This is a genomic window from Amycolatopsis sp. NPDC051071 (genome assembly GCF_040682875.1).
Lineage (GTDB): Bacteria > Actinomycetota > Actinomycetes > Mycobacteriales > Pseudonocardiaceae > Amycolatopsis.
In genome coordinates this window covers 1-4631 of record NZ_JBFBBY010000294.1, presented here as the reverse complement: position 1 = coordinate 4631, position 4631 = coordinate 1, and the positions used below count along the sequence as shown (strand labels likewise).

Below are 4631 nucleotides of genomic sequence, written 5' to 3'. Positions count from 1 at the left end.
CGTCCGATAGCAAGGGACCTTTGCTATCGCTCGCGGCCCCAAGTACATGAAGGCCCCCTTCCTTGCGCCTAGCGCAAGCAAGGGGGCCTTCATGTACTTGAAAACACGGCGACGATCAGCGTTTCCGGAGGCCGATTCGGCGCCATGAGCGGCGACGCGGGCCTCGGCCGTTGTCGCGGTCCTTCTCGTTCGTGATGGTGCGCGGAGCACGCGCGACGTGCTGTTCGCCGCGCTGCAGCCGGACGCGCTGGGCGGCACCGGCCACCACCCGCCGCAGCGGCGGGCGCAGGCCGAGACGACGGCGGCTCGAAGACCGCCGGATCGCGCGGCGTTCCCGCGGCGGCGCCATCCAGGCTTCCGGGTGGTTGGCCAGCCAGCGCTGCCGGTACATCGAGTACGGGATGTGCGCCAGGTACAGGATCAGCGCGATCGCCAGCGCCACCAGCGGGAACTGGATGATCGCGGCGGCCAGCAGGCCCACCCCGACCAGCAGTGGCGCGATCGCCTTCGCCGGCGCCTTCACCGTCTTCAGTGAAAGCGTCGGGATCCGGCTGATCAGCAACGCGGCGACGGCGATCGTCCACACCCACACCACGTACTGGTGCGACCACCAGCCCTGCCCGAACTGAAGCTCCAGGATCAGCGGCAGCATCGCCAGCAGACCACCGGCCGGCGCCGGGACGCCGACGAAGAACTCGCCCGCGTACGGCGGCTGCTCGGTGTCTTCGATCAGCGTGTTGAACCGCGCGAGCCGCAGGATCATGCAGACCGCGAAGATCAGCGACGCCACCCAGCCGATCCGCTCACCCTCGGCGTGCCATACGTACAGCACCAGCGCGGGCGCGACACCGAACGAGATGCCGTCGGACAGCGAGTCGAGCTCCTGACCCATTTTCGACGTCGCGTCCAGCAGCCGTGCGATCCGGCCGTCGAGACTGTCGAGCACCGCGGCGATCCCGATCGACGCGATCGCCATCGGGTAGTTGCCGATCAGCGCGAACTGCACCGACGACAGACCGGCGCACAGGGCGAGCACCGTGATGGCGTTCGGCAGCAGCCGGACACCGGGAGTGGTCACGCGGACCATGGATCAGCCTTCCGAGTGCGGCGCCGAGGGCAGCTCGGCGATCGGGGTCTCGCCGCCGATCGTGCGCTGGCCCTTCGAGACGAGGACCTTGCTGCCCGGCGGCAGGTACAGGTCGACTCGTGAGCCGAAGCGGATGATGCCGTACGTCGAACCGACGCCGACCTTGTCGCCCTCGCGGATTTCGCAGAGGATGCGCCGCGCCACCAGGCCGGCGATCTGCACAACGACGAGCTCGTGACCGTCTTCGGTGCGCATGAGCACGGAGTTGCGCTCGTTGTCCTCGCTCGCCTTGTCCAGGTCCGCGGACAGGAACTTGCCGGGCCGGTAGGCGACCCGTTCGATCACACCCGACGCGGGGATCCTCTGGACGTGCACGTCGAACACCGACAGGAACACGCTCACCCGCGTTCGCGGCTCGGCGGGCAACCCCAGCTCGGGCGGCGGTACGGCCTCTTCGATCAGCGAGACCAGGCCATCCGCCGACGCGACCGCGAGGCCGAGCTGTGCGGGCGGAACGCGTTTCGGCTCACGGAAGAACGCGGCCGTGGCGGCCGTCGCGAGTGCGCCGACGACGCCGAGGCGCTTGGAGAACCTCCGCAGCACCAGCGTCGCGGCGAGACCGCCGAACACGAACGGCCTGCCGGCCGGGTGCATTGGCGGAACGGTCTCACGTGCCAGCTTCACGGCGTGCGCGAGTGGGTTACCAGTGGCTTCCGGCCGGTTGCCGCTCATTGGTCGGGTTCACCGCAGTTCGTGTCAGGGGTCAGGGCATGAAGAGCCACCACGCTACCGCCCTGTCCACGGCCGGGCGTGGCCTCCCCCGGAAGGGTTTCCCCGCCTCGGGTGGGAGGGACCACATCCCGGTAACGGAAGGTGGAAGAGGGCGATAACTCTAGGTGATTGGAGCCGATAGCCGACTTTGAGGACCCGCCCATGCCCGCCAGTCCGGACCCCGCAGGCGAGCGACTCGCCGAACTGTTCCGAGCCTGGAAGAGTGACATTTCGGCGGCGCCGATGCCGTCGCTCGTCGACCCCGTCCGTGCCGCCGCCGTCATCGCCGAAGCGCGGGCGAACGGGTGCATATGCCCCCCGACGGCATATGCACCCGGCCACGGCCGCTGGAACTGAGCGAAAGTCCCACTTTAGTTCGTCGGACACCGGTGATCACCGGTCGCGAGAAAACCGTTACCACGGTTACTCCACTGTCACCGGCGATAGGGCGGCCGCGCATCACGCGGCCGCCGATCGCGCCCGCGCACCAGCCGCAGCAGGGCGAGCAGCACGATCGAGCCCAGGATGGCGACGCCGAAGCTGGGGAAGTCGAAGTCGAAGGACTGCTCGGTGCCCGTCGCGATCCGGTAGATGAAACCGCCGAGTGCCGCGCCGAGGACGCCGATCAGGATGCTGAACAGGCAGCCGCCCCGCCGGTCCGGGCCGCCCACCACGATGTTGGCCAGCCAGCCCGCGATGGCGCCGAAGACGATCCACGAGAAGAAACCCATGCCACCAGGTTACAAGCGCGAATGGAGCAGTGCACAAGAGCGCTTGCACAAGAGACCTTGTGCAACTACTGTTGTGCGTTATGGCCGACCGTGAAGTGCGTGAAGTCCACGATTCGAAGGTGCTCGCCGCGATGTCCCATCCGCTGCGGCGCCGCCTGCTCGACGCCCTCCGCGTCGACGGTCCGTGCACCGCGTCCGTACTGGCCGAGCGGACCGGGCAAGCCGTCGGGAACGTCAGTCACCATCTGAAGGTGCTGGCCGCCAGCGATCTGGTCGAGGAGGCGCCCGAACTCGCCCGTGACCGGCGCGAGCGCTGGTGGCGCCGGGTCGGGTACGCGGTTTCCTGGTCGCCGTCGGATTTCCCGGACGACCCGGTCGCGGCCGCCGCCGAATCCCTCGCCCTCGAACGGCAGATCTCGATGGCGCGGCAATGGTTCGCCGAACGCGAGAACTATCCGGAGGAGTGGCATCGGGCCGCCTTCGTCACCGATAGCTGGATGAAGCTCTCGGTCGCCGAAATGGCCGAGATCGAGGGCCGGATCCAGGCCCTGGTCCAGGAGTACAGCGGCCGGGAGCAGCCGGACGACGGCCAGGAACGCAAACCGGTGTTCTTCTCCACCCGAGCCGTCCCGGCCCGGCCGTGATCACCCGCGAACGCGGCGGATTGCTGCGCTCCCGCGATTTCCGGCTGCTGTGGACCGGCGAGACGACCAGTGTGCTGGGCAGTTCCATCGCCGTCGTCGCGCTGCCGCTGGTCGCCGTGGTCACGCTGCGGGCGAGCACGTTCGCGGTCGGGCTGCTGACCGCGGTCGCCTGGCTGCCGTGGCTGCTCATCGGCCTGCCTGCCGGTGCCTGGGTCGACCGCTGGCCGAAACGGCCGATCATGCTGGTGTGCAACACCTTCTCGATGCTGGTGTTCCTGAGCGTCCCGGTCGCCGCGTGGTTCGGGCTGCTCACGATGACCCAGTTGCTCGTCGTCGCGCTGGCGGGCGGCGTCGCGAAGGTGTTCTTCAACGTCGCCTACCGCGCTTACCTGCCCTCGCTGGTCGCCAAAGAGGAGCTCCAAGAGGCCAACGAGAAGCTGCAGGGCAGCGAATCCGTCGCACAGATCGGCGGACCCGGGCTCGCCGGGCTCCTGGCGCAGGGTTTCGGCGCCGTCACCGGAGTGCTCGCCGACGCCGTCAGTTTCGGGATCTCCGTGCTGTGCCTGCGATCCATCCGGTACCGCGAGCCCGAACGCGTCGTCACGACCCGGTCGCGGCTGCGGGACGAGATCCGCGACGGCCTCGCTTTCGTCCTCCACGACCGGTACCTGCGTGTGTTCGCGGTCTTCGGCGCGATTTCGAACGTGGCGCTCATGGGCTACCAGTCGATCGAAGTCGTCTTCCTCGCCCGCGACCTCGGCGTCGGGCCGGGTGCCGTCGGACTCGTGCTCGCACTCGTCGGCGCCGGTGGGGTTTTCGGCGCCATGTTGTCGGGCAAGCTCGCCGCGCAGGTCGGCACCGCGCGGTCTTTCGTGCTCTGCGAGGCCTTCGGCGCGCTGATGATGCTGCTGGGACCGCTGGCGCAGGGTGGCTGGGACCTCGCGTTCTTCGTCGCCGCCGGGTTCTCGCTGAGCGCCGGGGTCGTCGGGTCGAACGTCCTCAACGCCACCTTCAAACAGCGGTACGTCCCGGCGGCGCTGTTCGGCCGGGTCACCGCGAGCATGTCCGTGCTCAGCTTCGGTGCGATCGCGCTCGGCGGCCTGCTCGGCGGGATCCTCGGTGAGACGGCCGGCGTGCGGCAGACACTGTGGCTGATGGCAGGGCTCGAAGTCGTCGCCGTGGTCGGCCTACTGTTCACGCCGGTCGGCCGGTGCCGTGACTTCCCGGCGGATCGCAAGTAGTCGACTACTTGCGATCCGCCCAGCATTGCCGGGTCGCGTGAAGGCCCCCTTCCCTCGGCTCAGACGCCGGAACCTCGTACCGCTTGTCGGGGTTCGGGTCGAACGGGTCGAGCGGCGGAAGGGCCGAATCACTCGGAACAGCCCGATTCACCTCGCC

At 68.8% G+C, this 4631-nt stretch carries 6 protein-coding genes; 3 read left to right on the top strand and 3 right to left on the bottom strand.

Annotated features, from left to right (window positions below):
* Positions 1-115: 115 nt before the first annotated feature.
* Both pssA and AB0M65_RS40290 read right to left on the bottom strand, forming a co-directional pair.
* On the bottom strand, positions 116-1087 hold the full coding sequence (pssA, locus tag AB0M65_RS40295) for a CDP-diacylglycerol--serine O-phosphatidyltransferase (RefSeq protein WP_364040758.1): 972 nt from the start codon (positions 1085-1087) through the stop codon (positions 116-118).
* 3 nt (positions 1088-1090) lie between these two features.
* Entirely contained in the window at positions 1091-1819 is a 729-nt protein-coding gene (locus AB0M65_RS40290) for a phosphatidylserine decarboxylase (protein ID WP_364040755.1), read from the bottom strand.
* Between the two features lie 201 nt (positions 1820-2020).
* Between AB0M65_RS40290 and AB0M65_RS40285 the strand changes: the two genes are divergently transcribed.
* Positions 2021-2215, top strand: coding sequence for a hypothetical protein (locus AB0M65_RS40285; protein ID WP_364040752.1), 195 nt, complete (start codon positions 2021-2023; stop codon positions 2213-2215).
* 77 nt (positions 2216-2292) lie between these two features.
* Here AB0M65_RS40285 and AB0M65_RS40280 read toward each other — a convergent pair whose 3' ends face one another.
* A complete protein-coding gene (locus AB0M65_RS40280; protein WP_364040749.1) occupies positions 2293-2589 on the bottom strand; it encodes a GlsB/YeaQ/YmgE family stress response membrane protein in 297 nt (98 codons plus the stop codon).
* 80 nt (positions 2590-2669) lie between these two features.
* Here AB0M65_RS40280 and AB0M65_RS40275 point away from each other — a divergent pair, with 80 nt between their 5' ends.
* Together AB0M65_RS40275 and AB0M65_RS40270 are read left to right on the top strand one after the other, a co-directional pair.
* Positions 2670-3233: a helix-turn-helix domain-containing protein gene (locus AB0M65_RS40275; protein WP_364040746.1), complete on the top strand. Its 564-nt coding sequence runs from the start codon at positions 2670-2672 to the stop codon at positions 3231-3233.
* The gene (locus AB0M65_RS40270) at positions 3230-4474 is read left to right on the top strand and encodes an MFS transporter (protein ID WP_364040743.1); all 1245 of its coding nucleotides are present in this window, start codon (positions 3230-3232) and stop codon (positions 4472-4474) included. The genes AB0M65_RS40275 and AB0M65_RS40270 overlap by 4 nt, the downstream gene beginning before the upstream one ends.
* The last annotated feature ends 157 nt before the right edge of the window (positions 4475-4631 follow it).